A 13,794-nucleotide genomic window follows, 5' to 3' on the forward strand; every position below is an offset into this window, starting at 1 on the left:
GGGACCTGGTTACTCGGTAGCGGCCTCGGTCGCAGCCTCAGCGGCCTGCTCGGGCTCGGCGGTGCCGGCCATCTCGGCCTCGGAGATCTGCTCCTTGCCGGTGCCCGCGAGGCAGGCGTCGGCGAACAGCTCGCACATGAGGGAGACAGCGGAGATGGCGTCGTCGTTGCAGGGGATGCCGTAGTCGACCTCGTCCGGATCGGAGTTGGTGTCGATGAGGGCGACGACCGGGATGTGCAGGCGACGGGCCTCCTTGATGGCGTTCTCCTCGCGCTTGGTGTCGATGACGAAGAGGGCCGCAGGCAGGGACTTCATGTCGCGGGCGCCACCGAGGTTGGTCTGGAGCTTAGCGAGCTCCTTGCCGAGGACGGCCTGCTCCTTCTTGCCGCGCAGGGCCATGGAGCCGTCGGCGACCATGCCCTCGAGCTCCTCCATGCGGTTGATGCGGGAGCGGATGGTCACGAAGTTCGTGAGCATGCCGCCAAGCCAGCGCTGGTTGATGTAGGGCATGCCGGCGCGCTCGGCAGCGGCCTTCACGGCCTCCTGAGCCTGCTTCTTAGTGCCGACGAACAGGACCTTGCCGCCGTGGGCGCAGGTGTTCTTGAGGAACGTGTAGGCAGCGTCGGCCGAGACGATGGTCTGCTTGAGGTCGAGGATGTAGATGCCGTTGCGCTCACCGAAGATGTAGGGGCGCATCTTGGGGTTCCAGCGACGGGTCTGGTGACCGAAGTGGCAGCCGGCCTCGAGAAGAGTGCGGATATTGATCTTGGTAGCCATGGTGTACCTCCTGTGGTTCGCCTCCGTGCAGGCATCCAGCCTCGCGTGCCACCCGGGCTTGAGCTACCGATGCCCCGGGCACCACGGCTCGCGAGTAGCCGCACGTGTGTGATAGGTGCAGTCGCGCAAAAGCGCAACCTGAAGCATGATAGCAGCTACGGTATATAAATCCAACCGCAATGCACGCGATGTGTGCAGCTTGTGGTGCCGTCTGGCCACGGCGGCGGCCGGCAGCCCTAGCGGTCGCCGGCAGCCCCGGCTGCGCGTGGGTGGGCCTGGGCCACGGCCGCCTTCAGGCGCTCCGGGGTGACGTGGGTGTAGACCTGGGTCGTCTGCAGGCTCGCGTGGCCAAGGAGCTCCTGGACGCTGCGAAGATCCGCCCCGCCCTCCAGCAGGTCCGTGGCGAACGTATGGCGCAGCGCATGCGGGCTCACGTCGGACGGCAGGCCCGCGGCGCGCGCGAGCACCTTGAAGCGGTAGCGCAGGCTTGCCACCGACATGGGCGCGCCCCGTCCGGATATGAACAGCGCACGGGTGCGCGCAGGTGCCCCCTTGGCGCGCGCGAGCAGCTCGGGGCGCGCGGTGTCGACGTAGCGGGAGAGCGCGTCGAGCGCGCGCCGGTGGATGGGCACGATCCGCTCCTTCCTCCCCTTGCCGAACAGGCGCACCGATCCCGTGCGGGCATCGATATCTTGCACCTCGAGGCCCGCCAGCTCCGAGATGCGCGCGCCCGACGCGTAGAACAGCTCGAGCATGGCGGCGTCGCGCACCCCGTCGGCGCAGGTGAGGTCGGGGGCGGCGAGCAGGGCGGCGAGCTGCTCGTGCGCAAGCGCGCGGGGCAGCGAGCGCGGAAGCTTCGGGGCGGACAGGGCCGAGGCGGGGTCCGACGCCACCTCCCCGGTCTCGGCGAGCCAGCCGTAGAGCGAGCGGATGGAGGAGAAGTGCGCGGCGACGGTGCGCGGTGCATACCGCGCGCTGCGAAGGTCGGCAAGGTAGCGGCGGAGGTCGCGCACGCCGACCGCTCGGCCGTCGACGCCCTCGCGCGCAAGCCACCGCTCATACGCGGCCAGATGCGAGGTGTAGGCCCGAATCGTCTCGGGCGACTCGCCGAGCACGCTCTCGCAGTATCTGAGAAACGAGTCGATCAGGTCGGCAAAGGCGGTTCCATCAGCCGCGGCCACGCCTACTCCTCTTGTGCGAGACCGAGGTCGCCCCTGGTCGCAAGGTAGGCGGTAAGGTCGCGCTCGGCCCGCTCGGCATAGGCGGCATAGCGGTCGCGCTTGGAGCGACGCCGTCCGTCCTCAAGTGGCGGCACGATGCCGAAGTTCACGTGCATCGGCTGGTAGTCGACGGTGGCGGGGTCCGTCGCGTAGGCCACCAGCGAACCCAGGGCGCCCGTGGCGGGAAGCTCGAGCGCCGGCGCGCCGATGAGGTCCGCATACGTGTTCAGCGCCGCGAGCAGGCCGGAGGCGATGGCCTCCGTGTAGCCCTCCGTGCCGGTGATCTGGCCGGCGAGGCGCACGCTCGTGCCGGGCACGCGGAAGGTGCCGTCGAGCACGCGGGGCGCATCGACGAAGGTATTTCGGTGCATGACGCCGTAGCGGAAGAACTCGGCGTGCTCCAGGCCGGGGATCATGCGGAAGACGCGGCGCTGCTCGGGGAAGGTGAGGTTCGTCTGGAAGCCGACGAGATTGTAGGCGGTGCCGGCCTCGTTTTCCGCGCGCAGCTGCACGGCGGCCCAGGGGCGTCTGCCGGTGCGCGGATCGCTCAGGCCGACCGGCTTCATCGCGCCGAAGCGGATGGCGTCGATGCCCTTGCGCGCGACCTCCTCTGCCGGCTGGCAGGCCTGGAACAGGTCGCCGGTCTCGAAGTCCTTGAGCACGACGCGCTCGGCGCCGACGAGGGCCTCGATGAAGGCCTCGTACTCCTCCTTGTTCATCGGCGCGTTGAGGTAATCGCCCCGACCCGCCTCGTCATAGCGCGACTGGCGGAAGAGCACGTCCATATCGAGGGTGGAGGCGTCCACGATCGGCGCGGCCGCATCGAAAAACGAGAGGGACTCGCCGCCCACGAGCTCGTGAACCGCTTGAGAGAGCGTAGGCGAGCACAGGGGGCCTGCGGCGATGACGACAGGGCCCTGCGGTATGGAGGTGACCTCCTCACGCACAACCTCGATGAGCGGGCGCGCGGCGACCTCGGCCTCGACGAGGGCGCAGAAGCGCTCGCGGTCGACGGCGAGCGCGCCGCCGGCGGGAACGGCGGCGCGCTGAGCACAGGACATGAGGACGGAGCCCATCTGCTCGAGCTCATGCTTGAGCAGGCCCGCTGCCGAGTCGAAGCGGGTCGACTTGAACGAATTGGAGCAGACGAGCTCGGCGAGGTGGTCGGTATGGTGCGCAGGCGAGGAGGTGTTCGGCCTCATCTCGTACAGGCGCACTCTGACCCCGCGATCGGCAAGCTGACAGGCGCATTCGCTTCCCGCCAGGCCGCCGCCCACCACGATCGCGCGCATCTCGTCCATCGGTCCTCCCCATCGTCGTTGTTGCAATCCTACCTATTGTGCATGATTGCCGACATCTCGTGGAGCGCGGTGACCGTCGGCGAAAACCTTCCATCAACGAGCCGCTCGATTCGGCCCTCAACGACGAGCCCGGAGAGGTAGGAGAGGCATGAGACGGGGTCCATGCCCAGCATGGCTGCTATGTCGTCTGCCCGCAGGGGACTCGCCGTGAGGGCAGCCATGAGCTGGGCGTCGCGCTCGTCAGGCCCCAGTGCGCTCGGATGCTCGGGCAGAACGTGGCGCAGCGTGCCGAAGATTCGTGAGATCGCGACCTCAAGCGACTCCTCGTCGACGATGCAGCATGCGCCGTTCGCGATGAGCTGATTCGCACCACGTGAGGTGGGGCTTAAGATCGATCCCGGCACGGCAAGGATCTCACGGCCGATCTCCGTGGCCGTATCGGCCGTGGAGAACGTGCCGGACGGCAGGCCCGCCTCGGTCACGCAGACTGCGCGGGCGAGCGCCGCGATGACGCGGTTGCGCTTGGGGAACATGTAGGGCCGAGGGGTCGTGCCCCATCGCTCGAGCGAAACGACCGCGCCTCCTTCGTCCAGCGTTCGGTCGATGAGGGGTGCCGATGAGCGCGGGTAGACGACATCCGCCCCGCAGCCGAGCACGACGACGTGGCGCCCATGCGCGCGCAGGCAGGCTGCCCCCGCCGCATGGTCGCAGCCGCGGGCGCCGCCTGAGACCACGGTGATGCCGGATTCCGCGGCGACGGTCGCCATGGCCTCCGCCACGGCGAGGCCATAGGGCGTGGCGCTCCGTGCGCCCACGATGGCAAGGGCGGGGGTGTGCAGCACGGCGGGGTCCCCGCGGACATAGAGGGCTCGCGGCGGCGCGGGCAGGTCGAGCAGGCTTTCAGGATAATTGGCGTCACCGAGGTGGATCTCGATGCGCGTATTATGCTTCGTCATCAGATGACCTCCTGAACATGGACGCCTCGAGGATGTGGTCGCGCCTAACGAGCGCCTCCTGGGCGATGTCGGCGATCGTGCGCGCGATGCGGCACAGTCGGATCATGGCGCGGCCGGTGAGGTGGGAGCCGCGTGCCAGGGCGACGAGCGTTTCGCCTGCATCCTCATCGAGATCGAACGCCGCGATCGCCCCGTCGGTCCCGCGGATGTCGTGGCAAGCGGCGTGCGCAGATTCGCGGGAACGCCGATAGGCCCGGCCAGCTTCGACCAAAGCGCGCATCTCGGCCGAGCCCATACCCTGCGCTCCGCGCACGATCGCCTCCGGGTCGGGTCGAAAGACATCGATGGAGATATCGATGCGGTCGGCGAGCGGTCCGGCGAGCTTCGCCCGGTAGCGCTGGATAGCCGACGGCGCGCAGGTGCAGGGCACCTCGCGGTCCCCCAGGTAGCCGCAGGGACAGGGGTTCGAGGCGGCGAGCAGCTGGAACCGTGCGGGAAACGTGTAGGCGCCCTCCACGCGTACGATCCGGACAGAACCCGCCTCCATGGGCTGGCGCAGTGTCTGCAAGACATTCGAGGGAAACTCGGACAGCTCGTCGAGAAACAGCACCCCGCCATGCGCCAGGCTGATCTCCCCGGGACGCACCGGCCGTCCGCCGCCCACAAGTCCCGCCGCCGAGATGCTGTGGTGCGGGCTGCGAAACGGACGGGTCCCCGCAAGCAGGCCGCGCAGGTCCTCGCCGCACACCGAGTGGATGCAGAGGGCCTCTCGGCGCGCCCGCTCATCGATGGCGGGCAAGATGGACGTCATGCGGCGCGCGAGCATCGTCTTGCCCGAACCGGGGCTACCGACCATGAGCAGGCCGAGCTCCCCTGCCGCTGCGATGACCATGCCGCGCTTGGCGACCTCCTGGCCCACCACGTCTGAGAAATCGAGGGTCTCATCAGGTGCGGTGGAGGATTCAGGGGGTTGCCTGGCCGCGGACACCGCCTCGTCGATGCCGGCGCGCAGCGGCCCCAAGTGCGCCAGGCAGCCGTGCTCGATGCCCTCGATGTGTACGTGGGTGTCTGCCTGCGGGCTCACAAGGGCAAGGCCGCGCTCGCGGGCGAGCATCTGGTAGGCGACCTCGCCGCGAACCGGGCAGACCGAGCCATCCAGGGCGAGCTCGCCCACGAACAGGCAGCGATCGATGCCGCGTGCGGGAATCTGATGGGAGGCGGCAAGAATGGCGACGGCGATGGGCAGATCGAGCCCCGAGCCCGTCTTGCGCATGTCGCCGGGCGCCAAGTTCACCGTGATGGATTTCCGGGGAACAGAATAGCCTGCCGAGCGCAGGGCGCACCGGATGCGGCCGCGCGCCTCGAGCACACTCGAATCCGCCATGCCGACGATCGCGATGCCCGGGAGTCCATCGGCCATGGACACCTCTACGGTCACGGGCACCGCCTCGACGCCGCGGACGCACGCGGCGTGGACGGCGAACACCCCGTATCCGCTCATCGCTCGCTGTCCCATTCGTAGGCTCCGACGAGGTGCTCGACCTCGGCATAGGGGCCCGGTTTCAACGAGACCCCGATCACATCGAAGCGGATGGCGAACACCGGGAAGTTCTCCATGCAGAACCGGGCGGCGATGCGGGCGTAGCGCTCCCGCTTGCGCTCGTCGACCGCGAGCTCGGGGAACATGTCGCGCGCTCCCCTTCTCGCGCGCCGGGTTTTCACCTCGACCAGCACGATCTCCTCAGACTGTTCATCGAACATGATGAGGTCCGCCTCGCCCTCGGAGCACCGGTAGTTCTGCTCCTCCAGTGTGTAGCCGCGATCTTCAAGGTAGGCGAGCGCGAGCGCCTCCCCCACCCGTCCGACTTCGCTTGTCGTGAGCTCCTCCAGGGCATCGGGATCGTCCAGCATCGCCTGCAGCAGGTCCCAGTTCCGATCCCGTCCGTGCCGTGTACGCTCCAGCATAATCGCTCCTTTCTGTCGGGTGCGCGCCAGTGTTGACGTGCGTCCCGACAGCGAAGGGCGCGAAAGGCAACCGTTGACGGACAGGATGCTGCGCTGATGCGGTTCTGCGTCCAACCGCGATGCTCGCACCCTGTCCTCCGGCAGGTACGGAAGCGGCGTGTGCGAGCGGTGGGAACCTAGAACAGACGTGCGGTTTCCAGGAAGTTTCCGCAGAAGCTCACCCGATGGATGGGGGTCAGGCCGTGCTCGCGGATGGCCGCGATGTGCTCGGCCGAGGCGTAGCCCTTCGACTGCGCGAGGTGATAGCCGGGATACTCGGCGTCGTATTCGATCATCATCTCGTCTCGGGTGACCTTGGCCACGATCGAGGCGGCGGCGATACAGGCCACCGTGGCGTCGCCATGCACTACGTCGACCTCGCCGGGCACGGCGCCCAAGGGATTGCCGTCCATGAGGACGCGGTCAGGGGCGACGCCCGTGTCGGCTACGGCGCCGGCGACGGCCACGCGCAGGCTTTTGGCCATGCCGTCACGGTCGATATCCTCGGGAGGAACATGGTAGATGCCGATCGCGAGCGCAACCTCGGCGATGCGGGCGGCGAGCGCCTCGCGGCGGGCGGGCGTGAGCTGCTTGGAGTCGTTCAGGCCCCAGATGATGGGTTCTGCGGGAAGCTGGACGGCGCAGACCGTCAGCGGACCGGCAACGGAGCCGCGGCCGACCTCGTCGACGCCCACGACGACACCCGTGCCGCCGAGCTCAGCCATAGTCCGGTACATCTGCTCGACGCGCTGCTGCTCGGCCCGGGTCTTCTCGAGGCGGCGAAGGGCGCTCGCGAGGGCCTTCTGCACCTGTACGCGCGGGTCTTCGCGATACCTCAGCGCGAGGTCCTCGATCTCCTCGATCTGGGCGCTTTTCAACTCGGCAGCGATTTGGCTCGCCGGCCGCGAGCTCGTCATGTTCGCCATCTGCATCCCCTCGCTTGCTGTCTTTTGCTCCCCCAAGGATAGCGCGAGGGGTCGTGTGCTGAAAACAGGAGCCGCACGCCATCTGTGGTTCGCGCGAAATCGGTACATGAAAAAAGCCGCCCCGAAGGACGGCTTCCTGTTTGCGAATCGACTAGCGCTTCTCGGGGATGCGAGCGGCCTTGCCGATCTTGTCGCGCAGGTAGTAGAGCTTAGCGCGACGGACACGGCCGTGACGGATGACCTCGAGCTTGGCGATCTTCGGGCTGTGCAGCGGGAAGGTACGCTCGACACCGATGCCGAAGGAGATCTTGCGGACGGTGAAGGTCTCGCGGGAGGAGCCACCGCTCATGCGGATGACGTCGCCCTGGAAGACCTGGATACGCTCGCGGTCGCCTTCCTTGATGCGGTAGTGGACCTTCACGTTGTCGCCAACGCGGACCTGCGGGATATCCTCGCGGATATCCTGGCGCTCGATTGCGCGGATGTAATCCATAATCGATTCCTAACTCTTGCCAGAGGTGCCGCACGCTCGTGACGACACATGGGTTGAACAAACGTGACTATTATACGCAAGCCGAAAGGCTGCGCAAGGCCGAAGTCGCGTAGTTCCTGTGATGAACGCACACCGCGTCCCGCCGGAGCCGTCTTGCGAGGCAGGCGGGACGCGCTCGAGCTTCAAGGGGGTGTAGACTACTTCCTCTTCGCGAGGGCGCCCATGTCGGCGATGCCGCTGAAGACGGCCTCGAAGCGGTTGAGCAGGCGCAGGCGGTTCTCGCGAAGCGCCTGGTCGTCGTCCATGACCATGACGTCATCGAAGAAGCGGTCGATGGGCTCGCGGAGACCGGCCAGGCCGGAGATGACCGCCTTGAAGTCCTTGTCGGCAAGGGCGGTCTGGACGTACTCGCGCGCGGCGTCCGTGGCGTGCATGAGCGAGAGCTCGGCCTCCCCCATGAGGGCGGCGTCGACATCGCAGCCGAGGGCGCCGTCGGCGAGATGGCTCGCGCGGGCGTATGCGGTCGCGAGGTTCTCGAACGCCTCCGGGTCGCTCTCGCGCGCGTCCTCGAGGGCGTGGGCGAGCGCGAAGTAATCGACCGGTGCGCAAACCGAGCCGGCGGAGACGGCGGCGACGGTGTCAGCCGAGATCTTCTCGTCGCGGGCCATCTGCTCCATACGACCCTTGATAAAGGCGCACACGGAGGCGGCGACGGCGTCGCGGTCGAAGGCGAGGCCCTGCTCGGCATAAGCGTCGAGCGCGGGGCCGACGAGCTCCTCGTACCCGCAGTGCAGGCGCTCGCGCAGGATGTTCAGGATACCGATGGCGCTGCGGCGAAGCGCGAAGGGGTCCTTGGAGCCGGTGGGCGGCTCGTCGATGGCGAACATGCCGGCGATGGTGTCGAGCTTGTCGGCGACCGCCACGATGCAGCCGGCGATGCCCTCGGGCAGATCGTCGCCGGCGAACCGCGGACGGTAGTGGTCGCGGATGGCGGCGGCGACCTCAGGGGACTCTCCCGCCGCCAGGGCGTAGTAGCCGCCCATGACGCCCTGCTGGCTCGTGAACTCCACGACCGCGGAGCTCACGAGGTCGGCCTTGGCGAGATGCGCGGCGCGCTGGGCGTCGGATGCCGCATGGGCGCCAATATGGGCGGCCTGGGCGATGGCGAGCGCCAGATCCTCCATGCGCTCGGACTTCTGCAGTACCGTTCCGAGCTTCTCCTGGAAGCCGACGGAGGCAAGACGGCTGCGGAACTCCTCCAGCGGGACCTTGAGGTCCTCGTCGTAGAAGAACTTCGCGTCATAAAGACGGGCGCGCACGACGCGCTCGTTGCCGTCGATGATGCGCTCGGCGTTCTCCGGTTTGCCGTTGCCCACGACGACGAACTCGCGCGTGAGGTTGCCCTCGACGTCGTAGATCGGGAAGTACCGCTGGTTCGAGAGCATGGACTCGCAGATGATCTCATGCGGGACGGCGAGGAACTCCTCGTCGAATTTGCCCACGAGCACCGTCGGCCACTCGCAGAGGTTCACGACCTCGTCGAGCACCTTCTTCGGGGTGTCGACGTGCGCTCCGGCGCGCTCGGCCTCGATCTTGGCGATGCCCTCGTCGATGACGGAGCGTCGCCGCTCCTCGGACAGGACTCCCGCCTGCTCGAGCACCTGCTCGTAGACGGCGGGCTCCGCAACGATGTGGTCTCCGGGGCCGAGCACGCGGTGGCCGCGCGTCGTGTTGGAGGAGGTCACGTCGGCATACGTCACCGGGATGACCTCGGAACCCATCAGCGCGCAGATCCAGCGGATCGGGCGCACGAACGTCTCGTGCGTGGAGCCCCAGCGCTGGCTGCGGTAGTTCGGCCACTCGAGGTTCGCGATCACGTCGTGGAACAGGGTCGAGAGCAGCGGCATGGCGGGAGCCGCCGGAATGTCCTTCTCGGCGAAGACATACTCGCGGCCGTCGGTGTCCTCGCGGCGCACGAGCGCGGAGGCGTCGATGCCGCACTTGCGGGCAAAGCCCGCCGCCGCCTTCGTGGGCTCTCCGTTCTCGTCGAAGGCGATAGTGGCCGCAGGGCCGCGCTTCACCTCGTGGACCGCCTCGGTCTCGGTCGCCACGGAGGTGAGGACCGCCAGGCGGCGCGGCGTGGAGAGCACGCGGATGTCGCCATGGGCGAGCCCGGCGGCGTCGAGACCGCCAGCTACGAGCTTCGGCAGCTGCTTCACGGCATTCATGAGCGGCGCGGAGGGCATCTCCTCCGTACCGATCTCGAACAGAACGTCACGGATCTCTGCCATGTTAGGCGACCTCCCCTTCGGTATGCTTCTCGCCGGCGACCTCGGCCAGATAGGCCTCGCAGCAGGCCTTGGCCACGGTGCGGACGCGCAGGATGTAGTTGGCGCGCTCGACGGCGGACAGGGCGCCGCGGGCATCGAGGATGTTGAAGGCGTGGCTGCACTTCATGACGCAGTCGTAGGCCGGCAGCGGCAGCTTCGCCTCGAGGCAGGAATGGCACTCGCGCTCGTAGTCGTCGAACTTTTGGCGCATCATCTCGACGTTGGCGACCTCGAAGTTGTATGCCGAGAACTCGCGCTCGTTCTCCAGGAACACGTCGCCGTAGGTCATGGGCGTGCCGTCGGGCAGATAGCTCCAGACGAGGTCGTAGACGGAGGTGACGTTCTGGACGTACATGGCGAGGCGCTCGAGACCGTAGGTGATCTCGACGGGCACGGGATCGACTTCGATGCCGCCCACCTGCTGAAAGTAGGTGAACTGAGTGACCTCCATGCCGTTCAGCCAGACCTCCCAGCCGAGACCCCAGGCGCCGAGCGTCGGAGACTCCCAGTCGTCCTCGACGAAGCGCACGTCGTGGTCGGCCGGGTCGAGGCCGATGGCCTTCAGCGAGTCGAGGTAGAGCTCCTGCGAGTTCGCGGGACTCGGCTTGATGAGCACCTGGAACTGGTAGTAGTGCTGCATGCGGTTGGGATTCTCACCGTAGCGGCCGTCGGCGGGACGGCGGCAGGGCTGCGCATAGCAGGTGCGCCATGCGGCGGGACCGAGGCTGCGCAGGGTCGTTGCGGTGTGGAACGTGCCGGCGCCGACCTCGGAATCGTAGGGCTGCATGATGACGCAGCCGTGTGAGCCCCAGTACTGCTGGAGGCGCAGGATGATCTCCTGGAAGGAGAGGGCGGAATTGTCCATCCTTGTGTTCCCCTCGACGAGTATGTTCATACGGTCCAAAATGATAGCCCATCCGGCACACGCGCGGATGGGCTGAAACGCAGTGGTTGCAAATTAATCCTGAAAGCTCCAGGCGCTGGACGCGTGCGGTGGCCTACAGCAGGCCGATGCGGTTCAATGGCCAATAGCGCACGACCGCGATGCCGATGAGCTCGTCTTGCGAGACGGGTCCGAAATAGCGGGAGTCGGCGGAGTTCTCGCGGTTGTCCCCCATCATCCACACGCACCCCTCGGGCACCGTGTAGGGATAGCTCAGCGCAACGCCGGGTGCCTGCGAGGCCAGCGGGTAGGAGCTGCCCTGCGCATAGGGCTCGTCGAGAACCTGCCCGTCGACGACGACCTTGCCGTCTTGGAAGTCGACGGTCTGCCCCGCGGTGGCGATGACGCGCTTCACGAGAACATCGTGCTCGTTGGTGGCGTCGGGGTTATGGAAGACCACGATGTCGCCGGCCTGGGGCATGTTGCCGAGATTGATGGTCACCTTCTCGGCGAACACCTGGTCGCCGATCTCGATGGTCGTCTCCATGGAGCCGGTCGGCACGACGTAGGGCTCGACCACATAGGTGCGGATGAGCAGCATGGCCCCGATGGCGATGGCGAAGATGACCACCCATTCGAGGATGCTGCGGAAAAACGAGTTGCCGTTCGATGTCACGATACCGTCTCCTCCTCTTCACCGTCGTTAGCAGATGCGGCGCCGTGAAAGCGCTCGATGAGCTCTTCCGCCCGCGCGCGCTCCGGCGCGCTCAGGTCGGCGCGCCCGATCAGGTCGGGCCGCCAGCGGCAGGTTCGCTCGATGGCGTTCTCGCGCCGCCAGGCATCCACCTTGGCATGGTCGCCCGACAGCAGGATGTCCGGGACGCGCGCGCCGCGAAACTCAGCCGGGCGCGTGTACTGAGCGTACTCGAGCAGACCGCCTGAGGGGGCCGTCGAGAAGGACTCGTCCACGTTCGACATCTCGTCGCCTAAAGCCCCGGGAAGAAGCCGGACGACGGCATCGGTCACGACCATGGCGGCGAGCTCGCCGCCTGTGAGCACGTAGTCGCCGATCGAGAGGCGGTCGTCTGCATATGCGTATGCCCGCTCATCCATCCCCTCGTAGCGGCCGCAGACAAACAGCAGGCGCTCCTCGTGGGACAGGCGCTCGGCGACCGTCTGGTCGAACACGTCGCCGCAGGGCGTGAAGAAGACCACATGGGGCCTCGGTCCCACGCTCGCGATGTCGTCGATCGCCTCTGCGAGCGGTTCGACCTTCATGAGCATGCCCTGGCCCCCGCCATAGGGCTCGTCATCGACGGTGCGGTGGCGGTCGTGCGTCCAGTCGCGCAGGTCGTAGGCGGCGAAGTCGAAAAGGCCGGAGCGCCGCGCGCGCCCGAGAATGGACGTCGACATGGCCGGCTCGAACATCTCGGGGAACACCGACAGGGTCTCGATGAGCATGGTCTCCCCCTACTTTCCGGCGTCGGCCTCGGGCGCCGGAGCGTCCACGATGCCGTCCATCACGTGCACGGAGATAGCACCCGCCTCGGGAATGGCATCGAGGACCGGCTCGATGACGGGTACGAGGACCTCGCCGTAGGCGCCCCCGTCGCACACCCACACGTCGTTGGCGGGTGTCTCCATGATCTCGATGATGCGGCCGAGCTCCCCGTAGCGCGCATCGATGACGGTGCGCCCGATAAGGTCGTCGGCTGCGGCCACCAGCGGCCCCGCGTCGACCTCATCGGTGCAGGCGAGCACATAGCAGCCGGCGATGCCCTCCGCGGCGTCGAGAGAGTCAATGCCCGAAAACGCCGTGAGCCCGCTTGCCGCGTCGGTCGAGATGACGCGGCAGAAGCGGTCGCGGTTGAGCGCCGGCGGCGTAAGCGCGACCGTCATGCCCTCATGCAAAAGGAAAGGAAGGCCCCGCAGCGGTTCCGCGGTGACCTCCCCCTTGATCCCGTGGGGTGCGACCACACGGGCTATGTTTCGATAAGCAATCGTCAAGGCTACCCCAAGACCTCTACCTCAACCGAAGTGCCGAGCCGGGCTGCAAGCGCCCGGGACAGCGTGCGAATCGCCTTGATGGTCCGACCGTGACGGCCGATGACCTTGGCCACGTCGTCAGGAGCGACCATGACCTCGATAGTCGAGGAGGTCTCGCTATCGATCACCTCAAGGCTCACCGCATCGGCGTCGTCGACAATGTTGACAACGAGGTACTCGACGAGGTCGGCGATGCGATCGGACAGCATCCCCTCTGCGCCCTCGAGCTCCTCGGGTGTCTCGACGCTCTCGTTGAGCTCTTCGGACAACGTTACTCCTCGGTGCCCTCAGCCTCGGCAGCGGCAGCCTCGGCGGCCTTCTTGGCCTCCTCGGCCTCACGGGCGAGCTGCTTTTTGGACTTCTTGACGACGGTCTCGGTCTTCGGACCCTCCTCGGCGGCGCGGACCAGGGCGGCCACGGCGTCGGTGAGCTGAGCGCCCTTGGACTTCCAGTCGTTGATCTTCTCGATGTCGAGGTTGATCGTCTTGGGGTTGGTCAGCGGGTTGTAGCGACCGACCTCCTCGATGAAACGACCGTCGCGCGGCGAACGGGCGTCGGCAACGACAACGCGATAGTACGGACGCTTGTGGGAACCATGACGAGCGAGGCGGATCTTAACTGCCACTTAAAACTCCTCCAACTACGCAGCATTCAGCTGCAACTACAGACAAACAAGTTGTTATCATACGCCAACGACCCGAGCTGGTGAAGCCCGTGAGAGCGACTTCTTCGGAATGGCCGCAGGCAAATCCATATTTTGACCACTACCGTCCAGAATGCAAGCTCTTCACAAACCATGCATCTCCCTTGTCTCCATCGGGGGCGGGGTGGTTTGGTGCCACCGGGGCGATGTCGCGC

15 protein-coding genes are annotated in these 13,794 nt (G+C 67.0%); all 15 read right to left on the reverse strand.

All coding sequences use genetic code 11. The features are described from left to right. Positions 1 to 9 precede the first annotated feature (9 nt). Entirely contained in the window at positions 10 to 777 is a 768-nt protein-coding gene (gene rpsB, locus H6A21_RS03140) for a 30S ribosomal protein S2 (protein WP_204560125.1), read from the reverse strand. Between the two features lie 236 nt (positions 778 to 1,013). Next, on the reverse strand, positions 1,014 to 1,958 hold the full coding sequence (locus H6A21_RS03145) for a tyrosine recombinase XerC (RefSeq protein WP_342636040.1): 945 nt from the start codon (positions 1,956 to 1,958) through the stop codon (positions 1,014 to 1,016). Positions 1,959 to 1,960: 2 nt separating this feature from the next. Beyond that, positions 1,961 to 3,298, reverse strand: a complete 1,338-nt coding sequence (gene trmFO / locus H6A21_RS03150) for a methylenetetrahydrofolate--tRNA-(uracil(54)-C(5))-methyltransferase (FADH(2)-oxidizing) TrmFO (RefSeq protein ID WP_204560126.1) — start codon at positions 3,296 to 3,298, stop codon at positions 1,961 to 1,963. Positions 3,299 to 3,327: 29 nt separating this feature from the next. Then, the gene (gene dprA, locus H6A21_RS03155; RefSeq protein WP_204560127.1) at positions 3,328 to 4,254 is read right to left on the reverse strand and encodes a DNA-processing protein DprA; all 927 of its coding nucleotides are present in this window, start codon (positions 4,252 to 4,254) and stop codon (positions 3,328 to 3,330) included. Next, entirely contained in the window at positions 4,241 to 5,770 is a 1,530-nt protein-coding gene (locus H6A21_RS03160) for a YifB family Mg chelatase-like AAA ATPase (RefSeq protein WP_239462600.1), read from the reverse strand. The genes dprA and H6A21_RS03160 overlap by 14 nt, the downstream gene beginning before the upstream one ends. Then, complete coding sequence (locus tag H6A21_RS03165) at positions 5,752 to 6,219, reverse strand: YraN family protein (RefSeq protein WP_204560128.1); 468 nt, start codon at positions 6,217 to 6,219, stop codon at positions 5,752 to 5,754. Before H6A21_RS03165 ends, H6A21_RS03160 begins: the two co-directional genes overlap by 19 nt. Before the next feature lie 176 nt (positions 6,220 to 6,395). After that, positions 6,396 to 7,184 (reverse strand): ribonuclease HII, encoded by a 789-nt coding sequence (locus H6A21_RS03170; protein WP_204560129.1) that lies wholly within the window; start codon positions 7,182 to 7,184, stop codon positions 6,396 to 6,398. Between the two features lie 151 nt (positions 7,185 to 7,335). Continuing rightward, positions 7,336 to 7,677: a 50S ribosomal protein L19 gene (gene rplS / locus H6A21_RS03175; RefSeq protein WP_204560130.1), complete on the reverse strand. Its 342-nt coding sequence runs from the start codon at positions 7,675 to 7,677 to the stop codon at positions 7,336 to 7,338. A gap of 197 nt (positions 7,678 to 7,874) precedes the next feature. Continuing rightward, positions 7,875 to 9,968, reverse strand: a complete 2,094-nt coding sequence (glyS, locus tag H6A21_RS03180) for a glycine--tRNA ligase subunit beta (protein ID WP_204560131.1) — start codon at positions 9,966 to 9,968, stop codon at positions 7,875 to 7,877. Position 9,969: 1 nt separating this feature from the next. Then, a complete protein-coding gene (locus H6A21_RS03185) occupies positions 9,970 to 10,872 on the reverse strand; it encodes a glycine--tRNA ligase subunit alpha (RefSeq protein WP_204560132.1) in 903 nt (300 codons plus the stop codon). Between the two features lie 133 nt (positions 10,873 to 11,005). Then, the gene (gene lepB, locus H6A21_RS03190; protein WP_342636041.1) at positions 11,006 to 11,566 is read right to left on the reverse strand and encodes a signal peptidase I; all 561 of its coding nucleotides are present in this window, start codon (positions 11,564 to 11,566) and stop codon (positions 11,006 to 11,008) included. Further along, complete coding sequence (gene trmD / locus H6A21_RS03195) at positions 11,563 to 12,351, reverse strand: tRNA (guanosine(37)-N1)-methyltransferase TrmD (protein WP_204560133.1); 789 nt, start codon at positions 12,349 to 12,351, stop codon at positions 11,563 to 11,565. The genes lepB and trmD overlap by 4 nt, the downstream gene beginning before the upstream one ends. Before the next feature lie 9 nt (positions 12,352 to 12,360). Next, entirely contained in the window at positions 12,361 to 12,867 is a 507-nt protein-coding gene (locus H6A21_RS03200) for a 16S rRNA processing protein RimM (protein ID WP_342636042.1), read from the reverse strand. A 32-nt stretch (positions 12,868 to 12,899) separates the two neighbouring features. Further along, positions 12,900 to 13,145 carry a KH domain-containing protein gene (locus H6A21_RS03205; protein ID WP_204560169.1) on the reverse strand — a complete coding sequence of 82 codons (246 nt, stop codon included), beginning with the start codon at positions 13,143 to 13,145 and terminating at the stop codon, positions 12,900 to 12,902. 62 nt (positions 13,146 to 13,207) lie between these two features. After that, positions 13,208 to 13,561 (reverse strand): 30S ribosomal protein S16, encoded by a 354-nt coding sequence (gene rpsP / locus H6A21_RS03210; RefSeq protein ID WP_204560135.1) that lies wholly within the window; start codon positions 13,559 to 13,561, stop codon positions 13,208 to 13,210. Positions 13,562 to 13,794 lie beyond the last annotated feature (233 nt).

The sequence above is a fragment of the Collinsella tanakaei genome, assembly GCF_016902615.1.
GTDB classification, from domain to species: Bacteria; Actinomycetota; Coriobacteriia; order Coriobacteriales; family Coriobacteriaceae; genus Collinsella; species Collinsella tanakaei_A.